Annotated in this window: 19 protein-coding genes, 1 tRNA gene and 1 pseudogene; 9 read left to right on the top strand and 12 right to left on the bottom strand. The window is 67.2% G+C overall.

Translation table 11 applies throughout. From position 1 onward, the window contains the following. Positions 1–135: 135 nt before the first annotated feature. Complete coding sequence (locus AB0M46_RS37645) at positions 136–834, bottom strand: hypothetical protein (RefSeq protein ID WP_363344214.1); 699 nt, start codon at positions 832–834, stop codon at positions 136–138. Positions 835–864: 30 nt separating this feature from the next. Continuing rightward, positions 865–2166, bottom strand: a complete 1302-nt coding sequence (locus AB0M46_RS37640; protein ID WP_363344212.1) for a M20/M25/M40 family metallo-hydrolase — start codon at positions 2164–2166, stop codon at positions 865–867. Between the two features lie 239 nt (positions 2167–2405). Between AB0M46_RS37640 and AB0M46_RS37635 the strand changes: the two genes are divergently transcribed. The 6 genes from AB0M46_RS37635 (at position 2406) to AB0M46_RS37610 (ending at position 6378) form a co-directional block, all read left to right on the top strand. Continuing rightward, complete coding sequence (locus AB0M46_RS37635; RefSeq protein ID WP_363344210.1) at positions 2406–3002, top strand: hemerythrin domain-containing protein; 597 nt, start codon at positions 2406–2408, stop codon at positions 3000–3002. Between the two features lie 45 nt (positions 3003–3047). Further along, positions 3048–3194, top strand: coding sequence for a GPGG-motif small membrane protein (locus AB0M46_RS37630; protein ID WP_344616877.1), 147 nt, complete (start codon positions 3048–3050; stop codon positions 3192–3194). Between the two features lie 175 nt (positions 3195–3369). Beyond that, positions 3370–3453: transfer RNA gene (locus AB0M46_RS37625), tRNA-Leu, on the top strand. 105 nt (positions 3454–3558) lie between these two features. Beyond that, positions 3559–4026: an AbrB/MazE/SpoVT family DNA-binding domain-containing protein gene (locus tag AB0M46_RS37620; RefSeq protein ID WP_363344208.1), complete on the top strand. Its 468-nt coding sequence runs from the start codon at positions 3559–3561 to the stop codon at positions 4024–4026. Further along, positions 4023–5084 (top strand): site-specific integrase, encoded by a 1062-nt coding sequence (locus AB0M46_RS37615; protein WP_363344206.1) that lies wholly within the window; start codon positions 4023–4025, stop codon positions 5082–5084. The genes AB0M46_RS37620 and AB0M46_RS37615 overlap by 4 nt, the downstream gene beginning before the upstream one ends. A 187-nt stretch (positions 5085–5271) precedes the next feature. Beyond that, a complete protein-coding gene (locus AB0M46_RS37610; protein WP_363344204.1) occupies positions 5272–6378 on the top strand; it encodes a hypothetical protein in 1107 nt (368 codons plus the stop codon). On the opposite strand, the gene AB0M46_RS37605 is transcribed toward AB0M46_RS37610, so the two are convergent. Next, positions 6360–6593, bottom strand: coding sequence for a hypothetical protein (locus AB0M46_RS37605; protein WP_363344202.1), 234 nt, complete (start codon positions 6591–6593; stop codon positions 6360–6362). The two genes, AB0M46_RS37610 and AB0M46_RS37605, sit on opposite strands and share 19 nt — an antisense overlap. A gap of 127 nt (positions 6594–6720) precedes the next feature. Between AB0M46_RS37605 and AB0M46_RS37600 the strand changes: the two genes are divergently transcribed. Together AB0M46_RS37600 and AB0M46_RS37595 are read left to right on the top strand one after the other, a co-directional pair. After that, positions 6721–7038, top strand: a complete 318-nt coding sequence (locus AB0M46_RS37600; RefSeq protein WP_363344200.1) for a hypothetical protein — start codon at positions 6721–6723, stop codon at positions 7036–7038. A 59-nt stretch (positions 7039–7097) separates the two neighbouring features. Further along, complete coding sequence (locus AB0M46_RS37595) at positions 7098–8087, top strand: site-specific integrase (RefSeq protein WP_363344198.1); 990 nt, start codon at positions 7098–7100, stop codon at positions 8085–8087. Between the two features lie 207 nt (positions 8088–8294). On the opposite strand, the gene istB is transcribed toward AB0M46_RS37595, so the two are convergent. The 5 genes and pseudogenes from istB to AB0M46_RS37570 form a co-directional block, all read right to left on the bottom strand. Continuing rightward, the gene (istB, locus tag AB0M46_RS37590) at positions 8295–9083 is read right to left on the bottom strand and encodes an IS21-like element helper ATPase IstB (RefSeq protein WP_363344196.1); all 789 of its coding nucleotides are present in this window, start codon (positions 9081–9083) and stop codon (positions 8295–8297) included. Beyond that, a complete protein-coding gene (locus AB0M46_RS37585) occupies positions 9080–9289 on the bottom strand; it encodes a hypothetical protein (RefSeq protein ID WP_363344194.1) in 210 nt (69 codons plus the stop codon). The genes istB and AB0M46_RS37585 overlap by 4 nt, the downstream gene beginning before the upstream one ends. A gap of 203 nt (positions 9290–9492) precedes the next feature. Beyond that, positions 9493–10947, bottom strand: a pseudogene (istA, locus tag AB0M46_RS37580) (IS21 family transposase); the annotation flags it as partial. 219 nt (positions 10948–11166) lie between these two features. Then, positions 11167–11975, bottom strand: a protein-coding gene (locus AB0M46_RS37575; protein WP_363344218.1) for an IS5 family transposase whose coding sequence is annotated in 2 segments (ribosomal slippage) — positions 11167–11637 and positions 11640–11975 — 807 coding nt in all. Because the reading frame shifts where the segments join, the coding sequence is not laid out codon by codon here. A 70-nt stretch (positions 11976–12045) separates the two neighbouring features. Beyond that, on the bottom strand, positions 12046–12231 hold the full coding sequence (locus tag AB0M46_RS37570) for a hypothetical protein (RefSeq protein WP_363344192.1): 186 nt from the start codon (positions 12229–12231) through the stop codon (positions 12046–12048). Positions 12232–12499: 268 nt separating this feature from the next. Between AB0M46_RS37570 and AB0M46_RS37565 the strand changes: the two genes are divergently transcribed. After that, positions 12500–13051 carry a hypothetical protein gene (locus AB0M46_RS37565; RefSeq protein WP_363344190.1) on the top strand — a complete coding sequence of 184 codons (552 nt, stop codon included), beginning with the start codon at positions 12500–12502 and terminating at the stop codon, positions 13049–13051. 162 nt (positions 13052–13213) lie between these two features. Here the strand turns inward: AB0M46_RS37565 and AB0M46_RS37560 are convergent, their stop codons facing one another. The 4 genes from AB0M46_RS37560 to AB0M46_RS37545 all read right to left on the bottom strand — a co-directional run bounded on the left by AB0M46_RS37560 (position 13214) and on the right by AB0M46_RS37545 (position 15953). Beyond that, positions 13214–13441 (bottom strand): hypothetical protein, encoded by a 228-nt coding sequence (locus AB0M46_RS37560; RefSeq protein WP_363344188.1) that lies wholly within the window; start codon positions 13439–13441, stop codon positions 13214–13216. A gap of 557 nt (positions 13442–13998) precedes the next feature. Beyond that, on the bottom strand, positions 13999–14379 hold the full coding sequence (locus AB0M46_RS37555) for an IS3 family transposase (RefSeq protein WP_363344186.1): 381 nt from the start codon (positions 14377–14379) through the stop codon (positions 13999–14001). Further along, complete coding sequence (locus AB0M46_RS37550; RefSeq protein WP_363344216.1) at positions 14304–14999, bottom strand: IS30 family transposase; 696 nt, start codon at positions 14997–14999, stop codon at positions 14304–14306. Before AB0M46_RS37550 ends, AB0M46_RS37555 begins: the two co-directional genes overlap by 76 nt. A gap of 630 nt (positions 15000–15629) precedes the next feature. Further along, positions 15630–15953, bottom strand: a complete 324-nt coding sequence (locus AB0M46_RS37545) for a GntR family transcriptional regulator (RefSeq protein WP_363344184.1) — start codon at positions 15951–15953, stop codon at positions 15630–15632. Positions 15954–16022 lie beyond the last annotated feature (69 nt).

The raw sequence follows: 16022 nt of genomic DNA, 5'->3' as shown, positions 1-16022 counted from the left end.
ACCGCGTCATCTCCTCGGCGTTGTCTGTCTCGGGCCGCGTGACCTTCTTCGTCCACGAGTACGCCACCCCGCGGCGCGATCGGTTGGGATCGTCGCCGCGGCCCGGGTCGCGGTCTCGGGCCCTGGGGCCCGGGGTCAGCGGCGGTTGGCGGACTCGTCGGTCGACTCGGCGGCCTCGTCCTCGGCCAGGTCGTCGTCGAGGTCGATGAAGGCGTGCTCGTCCAGGCGGTCGACGACGCGGTCGCCCTGGTTCAGGGTGAAGGGGCCGGTGCCGTCGTTGTCCTCGTAGGTCTCCGGGTCCAGCGGGGTCTCCACCTCGGCGACGATGACGACGCCGTCGAGGGACTCGAGCTCCGGGATGTCCAGGGCGCCGAGGGAGCCGTCGCCGGCCTGCATCAGCTCCAGGACCGCCTCGCCGACGGTCTCGACCGCGGAGCCGTCGCCGTCGCCCGGGTTGGCGCGGCGGGCGGCCTCGGCCAGGCGGAGCAGGGCGGCGACGCTCGGGACGCGGTAGTCGCGGCGCTGGCGCACCGAGATGACCTGCGGGTGGGGGTCCTCGGCCTCGGTGCCGTCGACGCCGCCGATGCCCACGCCGAGCTGGCGGTCGGCCTCCTCCGGGTCGATGGCCTCGACGTCCCACGGGGTGACCTCGCCGAACTCGTCCAGCAGCAGCTCGTCGTAGCTGTTGGAGGCGTTGTTGAGCTCCACGTAGGCGCGCCACACCTCGTCGTCGTCGGCCCGCCCGTTGGCGGCCTTGACCGCGGCCAGATGCTCGCGGGCCGCCGCGATCACGCGCTCGAGCGCCGCTTCGAGCTCCGCGTGCCGGTCGGTCATGATGGGACTCCCCCTGAGGTCGTTGAAGCGTTAGGACTGCTGCAGGAACCTGTCGAGCACTCGCACGCCGAACTGTAGTCCCTCGACGGGAACGCGCTCGTCAATGCCATGGAACAACGCGCCGAAGTTCAGGTCGGCGGGCAGGCGCACCGGGGAGAACCCGAAGCAGCGGATGCCCAGCCTGGCGAACTGCTTGGCGTCGGTGCCGCCGCTGAGCATGTACGGCACCGGGATCGCCCCCGGGTCTTCGGCCCGCAGCGCCGCCGACATCGCCGCGACCAGGTCCCCGTCGAAGGTGGTCTCCAGGGCCGGCTGGCGGTGGATGTACTCCAGCTCGATGTCCGGCCCGACGATGCGCCGCAGCTCCTCCTCGAACAGCTCGGACTGCCCCGGCAGGGTCCGGCAGTCGATCGTGGCGGAGGCCCGGCCGGGGATCACGTTGTCCTTGTACCCGGCGGCGAGCCGGGTCGGGTTCGCGGTGTTGCGCAGCGTGGCACCGATGATCATCGCGATCGGCCCGATCTTGCCGACCGCGGCCTCGGGGTCGTCGGCGTCCAGCTCGATGCCGAGGACCTGCGAGACCTGCTCCAGGAACTCGCGCACGGTCGGGGTGAGCACGACCGGGAACCTGTGCCGGCCGACCCGCGCGACCGCCTCGGCCAGCGCGGTGACCGCGTTGTCGTCGTTGATCATCGAGCCGTGGCCGGGGCGGCCCTTGGCGTGCAGGCGCAGCCAGTCGATGCCCTTCTGGGCGGTCTCGATCAGGTAGAGGCGCTGGTCGCCGCCGACGCTGACCGAGAAGCCGCCAACCTCGCCGATCGCCTCGGTCACGCCGTCGAAGTGCCCTCGGTGGTGCTCGACGAGGTGCTGCGCGCCATAGGTGCTGCCCGCCTCCTCATCGGCGACGAAGGCCAGCACCACGTCGCGCGGGGGCTTGCGGCCTTCGCGCTGCATCTGCCGTACCAACGCCAGGACCATGGCGTCGAAGTCCTTCATGTCCACGGCCCCGCGCCCCCACAGGTAGCCGTCCTTGAGCTCGCCCGCGAACGGGTGCACGGACCACTCCGACGCGTCGGCGGGCACCACGTCGAGGTGGCCGTGGATCAGCAGCGCGTCGCGGGACGGGTCGGCGCCCTCGAACCGGGCCAGCACGCTCGCCCGCCCCGGCTCGCTCTCGACGATCTCGGGCTGGAGGCCGACCTCGGCGAGCTTCTCCGCCACGTATTCCGCGGCGACCCGCTCCCCGGCGCTGGTGTCCAGGTCGCCGGTGTTCGTGGTGTCGATGCGCAGCAGGTCGCGGCAGATGTCGATGACCTCGTCGGTGGCGTCCATGGAGAAGTCATATCAGGCCGGTCCGACAGTTTCCCGGGTGGTCCGGCGGCGGTTACCATGCGTGTTCGCCAGACCACACAAAACTTCACTACCCGAACCCGGCCGCGTAGCCCACCGAGGCCAGGACCACCCGCCCGGACTCCCGGCAGAACGGCGGTTCCTCGCCAGATCACCACATATGGGACTACTGGACAGGAACCTGCAGTTTCAAGCATTGGGCGCTCGGGTACCCCGCCCGCATGAGTGAGGCCCACCTGCCCCCGCTACCCCCGGTCCCGGGCGTGCCCGACGAGGAGTACGAACCGGCCGGCCGCAGCATGCTCGAGCTGCTCGACGAGGACCACGCGGCGCTGCGCCGGCTCTGCAACCGCGCGGCCACCGAGCCCGCCGCGTCCGACGTGCTGGTGGCGACGCTAGCCCGGCACCTGTCGGCGGAGGAGCAATACCTCTATCCGGCGATCCATTCGGTACTGCCGGCAGGCGCCGCCATCGCCGAACGGGAACTCGCCGCCGACGCGGAGCTGCTCCTCGCCCTGCGCCGCCTGCACACCCAGGCCGACGACAAGGCCCTGCGCTCCGTCGCCGACCACGTCCGCAAGCACACGCACCGCACCACGACCGAGCTCTTCCCGGCCCTGCGCGAACGCTGCACCGACAGCGAACTCGTCCGGCTGGGCAACCGCGTCGAGATCGCCCGCAGCGCCGCCCCCACCCGGCCACACCCGGGCACGCCGTCGACCCCGCCGCTCAACAAGGTCGTCGATCCGGCCCTCGGCGTCGTGGACAAGGTGATGGACGCGCTCTCCCGCCGTACCACCTGGGAAGAGGACCTCTGAACGGGCTCATGTTTGTCGATCGGCACATTGCGGTACCAGACCTTCATGGCAACCATCCTGTGGATCATTGCAGTGCTGATCGGCATCGCCGGTGTCGTCGCGCTCCTGCGCCGGCAAATTCTGTGGGGGATCATCCTCATCGTCGTGGCACTGCTGATCGGCCCGGGCGGCGTCAGCATCTTCAACGTGTAGGCCACGCGGGCGACCGGCCCCTCCAGCCGCCCGCGGCACCAGGCCCTCGACACCCGCCGCGCCGGGGTCCGCCGCGTGTCGACCCCCCGATTCGTCAAGATCGCCCCAGACCGTGTAACCTATCGCAGGGCCGTTGAGGCGGGGTCGAAAGACACCACGTACAATGGTTCAGCCGGTCGAAGTGGCGGAATGGCAGACGCGCTAGCTTGAGGTGCTAGTGCCCGTATAGGGCGTGGGGGTTCAAGTCCCCCCTTCGACACAAACCCATAGCATCCCTGCGTCGTTTGACGCACCTGTGTTCGAGCGCGTTCGAACACGCCACCCAAGCAGCTGTGCTGGATTCAGGTGGACGGCGGTGCCGTCCATGACCAGCATCGTGCCCGCACTCGTCCCGGCCTCCCCCGCCGACGCGGCGAGCGGTCAGGCAGCTTCGAGACGACCCGTCCGTGGCCCGCTGCCGCTGCCGACCTTCGCCGATCGGCGGACCCGTCAGACGGTCTACGCCCTGCCGGCGATCGACTGCAACGGCAGGCTTGCTGATCAGGCCATCGTCCGGGTGATGGGCTGGAAGCCCGGCACTCGGTACGCCATCCAGGAGCACGGCGGCCTGCTGGTCGTCGACGCCAACCCTCGGGGCGTCTTTACGGTCACCCGGCAGGGTCACCTGTACATTCCGGCCGTCGTCCGGCGCCGTTGCGCAATCTCGCCTGCCGATCGGCTGCTTATCGCCGCAGAGCCGGAGGAGCGGCGGCTGGTGATCCATCCGCCGGCCGCCCTCGACGTGATGATCGGCGATCGTCACCGCGCCGTGCTGGGCGGTGACGCCACATGACTGCCGCACGTGCGGACATTGACGCCGCCCTGCTGTTGCTGGACCGTCTCGGCGTCTCCCCCGCCGACCTGCATCAGGCCGCACGGGACCGTCGGCAGACACCCACGTTCTCCGAGTACGTCCCTGTGGTGGCTGACGCAGTGGGGACCGGCAGCCGTCGCGCCTACAGCTCCTACTGGAAGCGGCTGGTGGAGCATTGGGGAGACCGGCGCCTGGACGAGGTGACCCCGTCCGAGATCGAGCGCCTGGCTCAGCAGATCAAGGCGAACGTCGTGGCACGGCGCAACGCGCGCGGAGGCCGCAGCGCTGCGGAGCTGTTCATCGCCGCATTGCGCTGCCTCTACAAGCGAGCCGTCGCCGACGGGTACCTGAGCGCTGCCGATGACCCTGCCCAGAAGGTGGAGAAACCTCGTCGGCTGCCCAGCACCCGCCGAGCGATCGCCGATACGCGCCTGACGGAGATCAACCAGGTCGCGAGCACAACGGGCGCCGATCCGAACCTGGACACGCTGCTGTTGCGTCTGCACACCGAGACCGCTTGCCGCCGCGGCGGCGCGCTTGCGCTGTTACCGGCGGACCTTGACTCGGAGCAGTGCCTCATCTTGTTGAAGGAGAAGGGCGAGACAGTCAGGTGGCAGCCGGTCTCCCCCACGCTGATGGGCCACCTGCTGCGACACATCGAGGAACGCGAGGCTGCACCAGGTACTCCCGTTCTCCGCTACCGCGACGGCCGGCCGATCTCCCGGCGCCGATACGACCATCTCTGGGAACGCATCGGACGCGCACTCCCCTGGGTGACCACACAACAGATCAGCACCCACTGGCTGCGGCACACGACGCTGACATGGGTCGAACGCCAATTCGGCTACGCAGTCGCGCAGGCATACGCCGGTCACATGAGCGGTGACGCCAGCGTCACCGCAACCTACGTCCGGGCGACACTCCACGAAGTCGCCGCTGCGCTCGCAGCGCTCACCGGCGAGCCACATCCACTTGCCCCATCACTGGCACCGGACTCGGCCGCTGCAGGCCAGACGATCACCGTTCGAGAACGGTGACAATAATGGCGATTGCCGACCGGGCCGAACCCACAACCTTCCGATTACAAGTCGATGGGTCCGCCAATCCTGGGCCCCAGCGCTCCAAGGACGCACTCCTAGTGGCTAACCCTGGCCAACTTCACACGACGAGTCCCATCGTCAACACTTCGAGCCGACCTCTCCCGAGCGAAGGAGTCACCCGTCGATGACGCGCTACGCAGTTCACAACGACCGGCATGAACTCATCTGCTGCTGGGATGCGGGCTACGGCGAGACGGCGCGAACGGTCGCAGTCCTGCCGGCAACAGCCCACTTGCTGCAGAGGCTGGTGCTGGCCGAGGCTTTGAGCCGCCTGTCGCGACAACTGTGGCGCTGCTACACCCATCCCGCTTCAGCGTTGTCCAGCACGGCACCGAACACGGAAGGGTGGAGGCGCCAGCAGACCCGCGACTCCTTCTCCCTCGTTCCGAAGGCGATTCGAGAGCCGAACCTGCCCAACGATGACGGCACCCTGATCGTCTCCTATGACCTGGTCGAAGAGGCCGCTCACCTCGTCGGCCGCGCCCTGTGCGACATTGAGGACGCCGACCTGACCAGGGCAGTCATCGCTGACGTCGAGGTGGAGCTCGCCGCCGTGGAGCAGGCGGAGTGCGGTGACATCACCGGACGTGCCCAACAAGCAGTGACCATGACCCGTGAAGACGTGTCACCGGCACAGGTCGCTGCGGCGGACCGGCTCCTTGCTGAGCACACCCTGGGATCCGACGAGCTGTTCCTGCACTTTGACCCGACGGCAGCGGCCGTCGCCGCGGCCCACTGGCTCGCTGCCGCAGCGGCAGCCGTCGAAGACCTCGCCGACATCCCGGCGATAGCGGCCGTACGCGCGGCCGACAAGATCGAAGCTCTCCCCCACACCACGCCGACCGCCGTTCTGGAGATGATTGACGACGGGTGGACACCGGCGAACGCGGTTTTGTCGTTGGTGCAAGAGGCGATGGTCATCGCGGACGGCGAACTGCCGCTCGGCAGTGCTGCTGCCTACGCCATCATCGAAGCTGACGCTGACTCAGGAATCCCTGGCCGGCCGCCCGCACCGTCGGCGATCCGGCTGACCCCGCTCGATCCCCGACGGCCGGCCCGAGACCTCCTCGAAGACCTTCTCGCCGGCATCCGCGGATGCCGGCTGCTATACAACAAGTATCACGAGTCTGACTCCACAGCGGGAGCGGATCACGTCAGTGCCGATATCAGCATCGCCTTCCGGAAGGCCGTCCGCGCACAGGCCCACGCCCATCAGGACCGGCTCGCGTAGATGCGGTTGAGATTCGTTCCGCGTCGCACCAGATGCTGGCTAACTAGATTCTGACGCAGATCCATGTCAACGTTCCAATATGGCACGAACGCCACGACGGCAATCGACTTCGACAGCATGGCGTAAATCACGCCACGACTATCGGCAATACGGCCACTTGCCGCAAGGTTCACGATGATTCCCGCGCTGAACTGGATTTCCTCTTCAGGAGACACATCACATAACCCCGCATCGTGCAATGAACTGCACTGCAGCGAGCCGCGCGTCGCAACAAATCGACCGATCGGGCTGCCGCTAGCCCAATTCCCCAACCGACTCAAACCGAGCACCAGCTACTCGGTCATGACTACCATCGACGTCAACGGCCGGCTCGCCGATCGATCGCCTCTGCAAGCGCTTGCGTGGGCTCCAGGCCTATCCATTTCGATCCGCCTGATGGCTCCGCTCATCGTGATCGTCCCCGACGCGGCCAGCCAGGAGCACGTCACCAACCAGGGGCACATTCGGCTATCGGCATCGGTCCGGCACGTCCTCCAGATCACCAGCGGCGACAGGCTCTACATGACTGCTGCTACCGGGGCGGACCAGCTGACGATCTGCCCGCCGTCAGTACTCGATGAATTCGTCAAGCGCCTCCAGCAGGAAACCACCTGGACGTAAATGACATGGGAGTCCACAGACAGACACCGGCAACCATCGACCTCGAGACCGCCCGCGTCGTGCTGCAACAGCTCGGCATCACCGCCGAGACATTGGGCGCTGCCACTCGTCCTCGCGACGCACCGACCTTCACCGACTACATCGACCGCGTGTCGGACGCCGTCTCCGCTGGCACACGGCGCGCCTACACCAGCTACTGGAGGCGAATTCGAGACGCCTGGGGCGAGCGGCGACTGAACGAGCCGACGCCCTTGGAGATCAAACAGCTCGCCGAGCGGATCAAGAGCAACGCCCGCGTAAGAAGCAACTCCCGTGGCGGCCGTACAGCAGCAGAGCACACCATCGCAGCACTGCGATGCCTCTACAGCCATGCAGTCGCAGACGGGTACATCGCCGAAAGCGACAACCCGTCGGCTCGCGTTCCCAAACCTCGACGCCTTGCAAGCACACGACGAGCGTTGTCAGACGAGCAACTTGCTCAGATTGTCGGTGCAGCCAGCGTCACCGGCAACGATCCCGACCTCGACACACTCCTGCTGCGCCTTCACACCGAGACGGCATGCCGTCGAGGCGGGGCGCTCGCGCTTCGTCCGATCGATCTCGACCCCGTCCAGTGCCTGATCCGCCTTCACGAAAAGGGCGAGACACTTCGCTGGCAACCGGTTTCACCTACGCTCATGCATCACCTCGTCTTACACCACCAAGAGCGAGACACCAACGGCGACCGACACGGTCCATTACTGCGGTACCGCAACGGACAACCAATCACCACCCGCCGCTACGACTACCTTTGGCGGCGACTTGGCATGCATCTACCGTGGGTGGCAACACAGCAGGTGAGCACGCACTGGATCCGGCACACCACGCTGACGTGGGTCGAACGGCGTTTCGGCTACGGTATCGCCCGGGCCTTCGCCGGGCACAACGGCCGATCGGACGCGGGCACGACATCCACATACATCCGCGCCTACCTCGACGAGGTCGCCGAAGCGCTCGCAACATTGACCGGCGAACCGCATCCACTTGCACGCGCACCACGAAACACCTGAGGTGCAACGCGGCCGTCGCCGGGCGTCTGGCAACTCGTGCGACCGGGGCCCTCGCGGCGGCGACCGGACAGCCATACTGACTCGCACCGCCCATCGACGGCTACCGGGTGATTAACACGGCCTTGAACACGCCTGAGTCGCCTCGCTCCGGAATTCCCCGGTGTTGAGCTCACGTAATTCCCCAGGTGGTGGGCCTCGGGTGTAGTTCTACTTGGTGGTGGTCTTGGTTGTCGAGGCGGCGCGGCCGGGTCGTTTGTTGGGTCGGTAGCTGGGTCCGTTCATGAAGATCTGGTGGCTGGTGTTGATGAGCCGGTCGAGGAGTGACTCGGCGACGACGGGGTTGGGGAACAGTGGGTACCAGTCGGTGGGTGAACGGTTCGAGGTGGCGATGAGTGATCGTCCGGCTTGGGCGCGTTCGGAGATGAGTTCGTAGAGGTCGTCGGCTTGTTGTGCGGTGAGTTCGCGCATGGCGAAGTCGTCGAGGATGAGCAGGGCTGGGCGGGCGAGTTCGGCGAGGCGGCGGGGCCAGGTGCGGTCGGCGTGGCCGCCGGCGAGGTCGGCGAGGGCGCGGCTGGTTTTGATGAAGCGGACGTCGGCGCCGCGGCGGACGGCGAGGTGTCCGAGGGCTTGTGCGATGTGGGTTTTGCCGACGCCGACGGGTCCGTGCAGAACGACGGATTCGCCGGTCTGCAGCCAGCGCAGGGCGGCGAGGTCGCGGATCTGCGCGGCGGGGAGTTTCGGGCTGGCGGCGAAGTCGAACTCTTCCAGGGTGGTGTTGTGCTCGAACCGGGCGTGGCGCAGCCGTCGTTGCATGCCCATGCTCTCGCGGCGGGTGATTTCGTCGTGGCAGAGGACCTGCAGGAAGTCCAGATGGCCGAGTTCCCCGGCCTGGGCCTGGGCGAGGCGGGCGTCGAGGGAGTGCAGCATGCCGGACAGTTTCAACGCGCGGAGGCTGTCGCGCAGGGTGGTGTCGATGACGGTGCTGGTGCTGGTCATGAGGTCTCCTGCGGTGCGTAGATGAACTGGTGCAGGGCGATCATCAGGTTCACTCGGTCCCTGCTGGTCAGGTACGGAAATCCGTGCTGCTGCAGCGTTTCTGCGATGTCGCTGAACAGGCCGTGGGTGAATCGGGGGTCGTCGACGGGTGCCGGTAGCGGGTAGGCCCCGGAGGGTGTTACGGCTGCTGCGGTGGGGTCGTTCATGCCAGCGCCGCCGTGTCGGGCGTGGCCCGTTCGTCGTCCCCGCGGCCGTCGTGGTCGGTGGGCTCGCCGCTCGTGCTGGACAGGTCCACGCCGGTGTCGGCGTTCGTGGTGGGCAGGGGGATGACGTTCGCGAACAGCTGCGAAGGGCCGTGCAGGTGCGCAGCGGCGCCTCCGTCACCCGCGGCGGGCGGCGGCGGGTCGGTCTCGGCGCCGGCGGCGAGGATGCCTTTGACGGTGCGGTAGGACGGGTCCCCGACCGCGATCGCCCGGTGACACGCGGCCTCGAGGCGGGTCGGGGTGTGTTTGTCGGCGAGGCCGAGGACGCCTTGGGCGGCGCGGAGCCGGAACAGGGCGTTGACCTGCAGCAGCCCGGCGATGACTTCCTCGACGGCGGGGCCGATCTCGGCGGCGCGGGTCCGGCACCAGGTCGGGGTCCGCATTCGGAACGCGATCTTCTCCGGCGGGTAGTGGCTGAAGTCGGTCTGTTTGCCCTGCGGTTTCCGGCCGTGTGTGGCGATCAGCTGTCCATTGTGGAAGAACTGGACCACGGTCGGGGTGGAGCGGGCGTCGACGCGTTGGCCCAGATATCGCCACGGGATTGAGTAGATGGTTTTGCCGACCTTGGCGTGGATGTCCGGGCCGACCATCGCGGTGGACCACACGGCGAGAACGAACGGCTTGCCAGGTAACGGTTGCAGCGTCTCCGCCTCGACTGCGGCGAACACTGCTGCGGGCGCGGCACCGGACAACGGTCGGGACGCCCGCCTGCCGGCGACGTCCCGGCACCAGTCCACCGCCGCGGACTGCATCTGCGCGACGGACGTGAACTGCCGGCCGCGCCAGAACGAGTCCCGGACATACGGCATCGGCCGTTCCACCCGGGCCTTGTCCCGCGGCTTGCGGGACCGGGCCGGGTCGATCAGCACCCCGTAATACTCGGCGAGTTCCGCATACGAACGGTTGATCTTCGGGTCGTAGAGATCCGGTCGGTCGACGCCGGTGCGCAGGTTGTCCGGCACCAGACGGCGTGGGACGCCGCCGAAGAACGCGAACCCGGTCACATGCGCCGCGGTCCACGCGGCCTGGTCCATGACGAGCACCGGCCGGACGAACATGTGCCGGGAACACGCCAGGACCATCACGAACGCCCACACCCGCCTGCGCAGCCCCGAGACCGGGTCGACCCAGTAGCCGAGGTGCCCGTAGTCGATCTGGGCCTCCTCCCCGGGCGGGGTGTCAGCCTCGTCGCGCAGGACGACGACCTGGTCGCGGCGGACGTCCTCGGGCAGGTTTGCCGCGACATACCGCTTCAGCGACGCCACGCTCGCGCCGAGACCGTGCTCGTCGCGGAGCCGCTGATGGATCGTCGCCTGGGTGACGCCGACCTTGAGCATCGCCACGATGTAGTCGTGGTGCTTGCCGATCTCCGGCCAGGTCACCTGCCGCAACGTCGTGTCCGCGAGTTGCGGGAACCAGCGCATGACCAGCGCCGCCCACTCCGCCTGGGTCATCGCCGGACCGCCCGGCGCCAGTCCCGCCGCGACCGCCGGCGCCAGGTACTTACGGATGGTCTTGCGGTCCACGCCCAGCGATACGCCCACCTCGCTGATCGAGCGGCCCGCATACCAGTGGATGAAGATCTCGGTCACATCGACCACGTTGAACGTTCTCCTCGCCATCGGCTCCCTCATCCATCACCCGGACGAGGGAGGACGTTGCATGATCGCGAGGACCCACCACCACCAAACCGCTCGTCATCTCCGTGGGGAATAACGTGAGCGGCCGGGTGGGGAATTACGTGAGCGGCAGACCGCTACAGCTGGGGAATTACCTGAGCGCCGACAGGCATAACCATGAGGTCCGCATAAGGGGGTGTCTCACTTGGTGAGTTTGATGAGTCGGCGGTGGCAGATGAGGATGGCTGCCAGGTCGGCGAAGGCCTGAAAATGCTCGGCTTTGCGTTCGTAGCGGCGGACGAGTCGGCGGTTGTTGGTGAACCAGGACAAGCATGACTCGACGATCCACCGGTGCCGGCTTAGCCGCTCGGAGGACTCCACGCCCTTGCGGGCGATCCGGACCTTGATGCCACGGCGGTGGACCTCCGCCCGGATCGCTCTCTGGTCGTAGGCCTTATCCGCGTGCAGCTTCTCCAGCCGGTGCCGTGGGCGGCCACGCCGCCCGCGGACGGGCGTGAACGCGTCCAGCAGCGGGAACAGCACCTGCGCGTCCGGGGTGTTCGCAGCGGAGATCAGCACCTGCAGCGGTATCCCGCGACGGTCGCACAGGACATGGATCTTCGAGCCCGGTTTGCCGCGGTCGACCGGGTTTGGCCCGGTCAGATCCCCCTTTTCACAGCGCGGACGCTGATCGAGTCGACGATCGCCCGGGTCCAGTCGATCCCACCCGCCACTTGCAGCCGGTGCAGCAGCTCGTGATGGATCTGTTCCCACAGCCCGGATTTCGTCCACTCGGTGAACCGGCGGTGCACCGTCGGCCGGGACACCCCGAAGAACACGGCGGGCAGCTTCCGCCACGAACACCCCGCCTGGACCATGTACGCGATCGCTGCGAGGACCGCTCGGTCGTCCGCCCGGCGCTTGCCGCCGCCCTGAGGTCGTTTCGCAGCAACCGGAATCAACGGCCGCGCCACTGTCCACAGGTCGTCCGGCGCCCACGTTTGGATCATGTCCTCGACCACATCCGCCACAAACAGCAGATCATGCCCGAGGCCACGAACTCACCAACCGAGACACCCCCTAAGTGCCGTTATGCCGAGGTCGGCATAACGGCACGAACCCGCACTGAAGCGACCCTGTCGCGACCAGCAGGGCGCCGTCACGTTCGAGGGTCAGGCACCGGGTGTTGGCGCGCATCCGCATCGGCGCGACCAGCCGCCCGGCCGGTGCGAGCTGGTCGGTCCAGGCGGGCGGGACGTCCCACATTCTCTGGGGCTCTTGCTCGATTTTGGGGCGTCGACTTCCGCATTCCCGCAGCTCAAGTGGCCTCTTTGCCGATCCCAGCGAACGCAACAGGTGTGCTGCAAGTGCCTGCTGATCGTGCTGGCGTGGCGGTAGTCAGGGGGCTTGCTCTCAATGGCGTTGCGGATGGTGTCGAGTGTGCTGATGCCTTGGCGGAGGCGTCCGGATAGTTCCGGGGCGTGGCTCCAGCGGTCGGGGGTGGACAGTCCGCCCTGCGTGGCAGGATCGAGCCATGGACGAGAAGACCGAAGGGCAACTGCGTGTTATCCGCAAGGTCGTCGCGGTCTTGCAGGCAGCCGATATCTCAGCTTGGCTGTTCGGGGGTTGGGGACTCGCTGCGAGGATTGGCCGGATCACGCGTGAGCACGGCGACGTGGAGTTCTGGGTTGAGCGCGTTCACGCCGAGCGATCAAAGGCACTGCTCGTAAGGGCTGGCGCCACCGCTCTGACAACTCAGCCGCCCGAGGAGGCATGCGAGTTCGTGTTGGACGATGTTCCGTTAAGCACCGCTTACTTTGATCGGTGGCCAGACGGGTCGTTCAGTCAGCCCTTGGGGCGGTTCTCTGACTGGCTGTTCCCGCCGGGATCCTTCGGCGACGAGCCCGTGACGCTCGATGGCACGCCGGTATTGGCCATGAGCGTCTCCGGCATGCTCGCCATGAAGGAGCAGTTCCCGCACCTGCGCAACGGCCGGCCGTGGCGGCAGAAGGACATCGCCGACTTGGAGATACTCCGAGGGCTGGCTTCCGCGGAGAGGACCGACGGCCACATTGGAGCGGCCTGAGCCGCGCAGGGGCGGCTGGCGGGCAGTCCGCTGGTGTCGCGGCTGCGGCGGTGATCGCGGCGAGGGATGAGCAGATCGCGGTGCTGCAGGCGTCGACCTCTGGCTTCGGCGCGAAGAGTTCGCCGCCCGTCAACGCCCGAGGCGCTGACGGGCGGCAAGCACTCACCTGGGCGCCCGGCCCTTGGCGTTGAACTGCGTCATGAGTTCACGGTTGTTGGCGCGGGCCGCGGCGAGTTCCTCTTCGAGGTCTTCCATCTTCAACCGCAGATCCGCGTTAGTCTCCTCCAACGTGAGGATCTGCCGGTGGAGGTCCTCGACGTCGATGGACGAACCCAGCCCGGATCGGCTCCAGACCTCCTCTCCGATCGCTGCGGACAGCCGCTTCTCCAAGAGTGAGACGTGGTCGGCCAGGCGTTTGCACCGGTCCTGGCTGTTGGCGAGATCGGCTTGTAGCGAGGCCCGGCTCGCCGCCGGTCCGACAACGCTGTCCCGCGGTTCGCTCGCCGCGGCCTGGACCGCGGCCAGCAGATCACGGTGTTGGGGACGGTAGAAGAACGAGCGATCGACGCCCGCGCCCGGGCGATCGCCGAGATGCTGACCTCTGCGTCGCTGGCCGCGACTGTCTGGAGGGCTTTCGCGACGCGCTGGCGGCGTCGCTGGGAGTCCGCCCGCCGGCCGTCAGCCATCGCAGCGCTGCGGTCGTTGGGGGTGGTCATGCGGATTGCTCCGGTCGCAGGTCGGGCAGCGTCGGGCGAATGCCCCGGAATGCCGAGCACGACCTGCCGGGTCCGACGCACGATTGTGATCGCTTCCCGGATCTGGATGTGCTCGGCTTCGGTGAGGGAGTCCAGGTCCTCTTTGACGCTTCGGATCAGGCGGCGGACCCGGTCTATCTCTTGCTGCGAGTGGGCTTGACCCGTTTTGACGGACAGGGTCGATGTGGTGGTTCAGGCTACCTTGCCGAGCGGTGGTTCGATTCTGCTGGTTTCGTATGCGGTTGGGCTTTGGTAGCCGAGGCTGGAATGGCGGCGGCGGTGGGTGTTGTACCAGCCTTCGATGTATTCGAAGATCGCTTTGCGGACGGTGGTGCGGGTGGGCCAGGCCCGCCGGTGGACGAGTTCGGTCTTTGATGGTGGCGAAGAACGATTCGGCGACGGCGTTGTCCCAGCATTGCCCGCGTCGGCCGACGGACAACCTGACGCCGTGTCGTTTGGCGAGTTTGGCGCGCTGGGTGCTGGTGTACTGACCGGTTTCAACCAGTCGTTGCAACACCACTGTCCTGAGTGGACGATAACAGGTCGTTGAGCGCTTCGCCGGGCGTCCTCCACCCGAGCGCCTTGCGTGGCCGGCTGTTCAATGTTGCGGCAACCGCCTCGAGTTCGCCGGTGTTCCAGCGGGCCAGATCCGTGCCCTTCGGGAAGTACTGCCGGAGCAGTCCGTTGGTGTTCTCATTCGTGCCGCGCTGCCACGGACTGTGCGGGTCGGCGAAGTAGACCTGCACGCCGGTGTCGATCGTCAACCTCGCGTGCTGGGCGAGTTCTTTGCCGCGGTCCCAGGTCAGCGTGCGACGCAACTGCTCGGGCAGGGCGGTGATCGTCGCGGCGATCGCTTCGCGGACCGCTGCGGCGAGCTCAGCGTGGATGCGCGGCACGCCGTAAGTGCCCTTGGAGGCGTCGTGGATCGCGATGATCTCGGCGGTGAGGTCCCGGTCAGTACGGGCCCGAGCGGACACATGGCTGCGACGGTAGTAGGCGGACCGGGAGACCTGCAGCAGCTCACACGCACGCTTGACGTTGTGCTTGCCGGCCTGCTCCGCCTCGATGAACGGGTACACGTTCACCGGGTCTCCCGAACGAAGAAAGCCGTTGCCCGCTTGAGGATGTCGACGTCCTCCTGCAACCGGCGGTTCTCCCGCCGCAACCGGGCCAGCTCCGCCCGCTGATCCCATGATCGAAAGCGCGGTCTCGGTCTTGGCGAGCTTGGCCTGCAGGCGGGCGTTCTCCCGCTGCAGCCGGGCAAGTTCGGCGTTCTCGGCCTTCTTCGCTGCCCGTGCGGCCGCTTGACGGCGGTCCGTCAGGCCGGCCGCGGCTCCGGCGTCACGGGCCTTGCGCCGTGTCCAGAATGTGTGACCCGTACAGCCGTTCCCGGCGCAGGATCGCCCCGCGAGCCGCCGCATCCGGCGCCGCGTCGTACTCAGCCAGAATCCGCGTCTTGAACTCTGCGGTGAATGTCCGCCGCTGGGGCCGGGCGTCCGGATCCGGGCTCGAACTGGGTCTCGACGTCATGCTGATGATCTCTCCTCACAACCGTCCAGGAAGAGTATCCCCTGGTAGACGGGCTGTCTCACATCAGCGTGACAGGGAGGCTTCGCCTTCCATGCCCGCAGGAACGGATCGATCAACGCCCCTTGCCCGTCGGTGAGATCAGTCGAGTACGCCGCACGCCCCATAACCAGGCCCAACGCACCGCCGGCACCCGCGTATCCGCCGGCCCGCAACGTTCACAACATCGAGCGATCACGTAATACCCGAAAACCTCCTGAAGACCAATTCAATCTTCTAACCAGGCATATGTGCACTTATAGCCCTTTGAGGAGACGGCGTGCGTGCGCCAGACGCTGCATTGCCTCGTCGATGGCCGCCGCTGCCGCCGCGCTCTGGTCATTGCGTGGGCTTGACTCAGGGTGCGCCACCACGAACACCCCGCGGCCGTGCTCGCTGCGCAGGTACCCCTCCTCGATGAGCTTCCGCTGAGCTTGCAGGACGGTGCCGAGAGAGCGGATCTTGTACTCGCGTTGCAGATCGTTGATCGTAGGAATCTGCTCGTCAACGTCCCACTCCCGGCCTGCAAGCCTGCGGCGTAGCGCGTCGTACACCCGTTGCCACTCGGTTCTCTTCGCCATGGCACTATTTTTATCATGTTATCAGTAGGAGTGAAAGACATAGGAGATGATGTGTTGCGCCACCTGGTG

It is taken from the genome of Dactylosporangium sp. NPDC051485, assembly GCF_040682015.1.
Taxonomy (GTDB): Bacteria; Actinomycetota; Actinomycetes; order Mycobacteriales; family Micromonosporaceae; genus Dactylosporangium.
Note: the sequence above shows the minus strand (reverse complement) of the source record. Positions and strands in the feature narration are given on the sequence as shown.

Bases quoted from the DNA above. Each gene is read 5' to 3' on its own strand.
- AB0M46_RS37645 (WP_363344214.1), bottom strand. From the start codon at position 834: ATGACCGACCGGCACGCGGAGCTCGAAGCGGCGCTCGAGCGCGTGATC.
- AB0M46_RS37640 (WP_363344212.1), bottom strand. From the start codon at position 2,166: ATGGACGCCACCGACGAGGTCATCGACATCTGCCGCGACCTGCTGCGC.
- AB0M46_RS37635 (WP_363344210.1), top strand. From the start codon at position 2,406: ATGAGTGAGGCCCACCTGCCCCCGCTACCCCCGGTCCCGGGCGTGCCC.
- AB0M46_RS37630 (WP_344616877.1), top strand. From the start codon at position 3,048: ATGGCAACCATCCTGTGGATCATTGCAGTGCTGATCGGCATCGCCGGT.
- AB0M46_RS37620 (WP_363344208.1), top strand. From the start codon at position 3,559: ATGACCAGCATCGTGCCCGCACTCGTCCCGGCCTCCCCCGCCGACGCG.
- AB0M46_RS37615 (WP_363344206.1), top strand. From the start codon at position 4,023: ATGACTGCCGCACGTGCGGACATTGACGCCGCCCTGCTGTTGCTGGAC.
- AB0M46_RS37610 (WP_363344204.1), top strand. From the start codon at position 5,272: ATGACGCGCTACGCAGTTCACAACGACCGGCATGAACTCATCTGCTGC.
- AB0M46_RS37600 (WP_363344200.1), top strand. From the start codon at position 6,721: ATGACTACCATCGACGTCAACGGCCGGCTCGCCGATCGATCGCCTCTG.
- istB (WP_363344196.1), bottom strand. From the start codon at position 9,083: ATGACCAGCACCAGCACCGTCATCGACACCACCCTGCGCGACAGCCTC.
- AB0M46_RS37585 (WP_363344194.1), bottom strand. From the start codon at position 9,289: ATGAACGACCCCACCGCAGCAGCCGTAACACCCTCCGGGGCCTACCCG.
- AB0M46_RS37570 (WP_363344192.1), bottom strand. From the start codon at position 12,231: ATGTGGGACGTCCCGCCCGCCTGGACCGACCAGCTCGCACCGGCCGGG.
- AB0M46_RS37565 (WP_363344190.1), top strand. From the start codon at position 12,500: ATGGACGAGAAGACCGAAGGGCAACTGCGTGTTATCCGCAAGGTCGTC.
- AB0M46_RS37550 (WP_363344216.1), bottom strand. From the start codon at position 14,999: ATGGGATCAGCGGGCGGAGCTGGCCCGGTTGCGGCGGGAGAACCGCCG.
- AB0M46_RS37545 (WP_363344184.1), bottom strand. From the start codon at position 15,953: ATGGCGAAGAGAACCGAGTGGCAACGGGTGTACGACGCGCTACGCCGC.